The following is a 1,125-nucleotide window of genomic DNA, read 5'->3' as shown; positions in this document are numbered from 1 at the left end:
CCCCCGCCCGAGCTGATGAATTTCGCGCCCGATCCGGACTTGCCCGAACCCACCTGCAATCTGCGGATATTGGCTTTGGGTTGGGGTACATCCCGCCGCATGATCGCCTTGAGTTCGGAGACGACCGGAGACAGTTCCATCCCGAAGCCGATCTTGCGCCCCCCGCTCTCGCCAATGGCGGAGACAACCGACAAAATCTGCCAGCGCGACCCGTTTTTGGTCAGAACAGCCGACCCCGATGAGCCAAAGGTGACATCGCAATCAAAGGTGATCAGCCCGTCTCGCCGATCTAGGATTCGACAGGATTTTTCGCGTGTTATGGCCTCGGACCGTCCTCGACCGTAAGAAGCGACACTGAGTTCGGAGCCGATGACGGGCCCCTTATACAGGACAAACGGATCGGCAATCGAATAGGGGATCGGTTCCTCCAGCCGCATCAGCGCCACGTCTTCGCGCACACCTTGGTTCGACAGAGGGTCATTGGTCCCATAGCTTGGAAGCGTGGCAATCTGAACCACCTTGCGCTCGGCCAGGGCGACGCCATTGCTCAGCCCAGCGCGGAACGTCACCTCGCCCGGCTCATAGGCCTGTCCGGTGCGTTTGTCCAATGCACAATGGGCGGCTGTCAGCACCATGTCCTGCGCTATCAGCGTCCCCGTACAGAAGGACCGTTTGCCCACATCAAGCCGGCCGATCGCCTCCCACCCGTAGAGGTCATCGCGATCCGTCAGTGTGCGTTTGTTGCTTTGGGCCTGCGCCGCCGTGGCCACCAAAGAGGCGCACAGGACGAAAAGGGCAAAGGCATTCCTCATGGCCGGATAAACCTTGCCCCGACATTCTTGCCAGACCCGGAGCTGCCCGAAGACAGGCCAAACCCATTGCCATTGGACAGTTCCGCCTGCAACAGCTGCAGCGATCCATCCAGCGCGGTGCCCAATGATACGTTTTCCCCGTTAAGCTCGGCTTTGGCCGACACCACAGATACGATTCGCGGACGCACACCACTCAGAGAGAAAATCGGCGCGCCAGAGGCCCCGAAATCAACGTCGCAGGACATTACCAAAACACCACGGTGCCCAGCCATGACCGAGCAAACCTGCTGCAGCGACGGGGCCTCGGCCCGGT

2 protein-coding genes are annotated in these 1,125 nt (G+C 60.5%); both read right to left on the bottom strand.

Annotation, left to right across the window (positions count from 1 at the left end):
• A partial coding sequence (locus ACR0E6_RS21455) for a trypsin-like serine peptidase (RefSeq protein ID WP_480566343.1) occupies nt 1–812 on the bottom strand: 812 nt, incomplete at its 3' end.
• The coding region (locus ACR0E6_RS21450) for a trypsin-like serine peptidase (protein WP_480587108.1) at nt 809–1,125 on the bottom strand (317 nt) is incomplete at its 5' end. The genes ACR0E6_RS21455 and ACR0E6_RS21450, both read right to left, overlap by 4 nt.

The sequence above is a fragment of the Ruegeria sp. AP12 genome, assembly GCF_056540025.1.
This window is presented reverse-complemented; position numbering and strand designations above follow the sequence as displayed.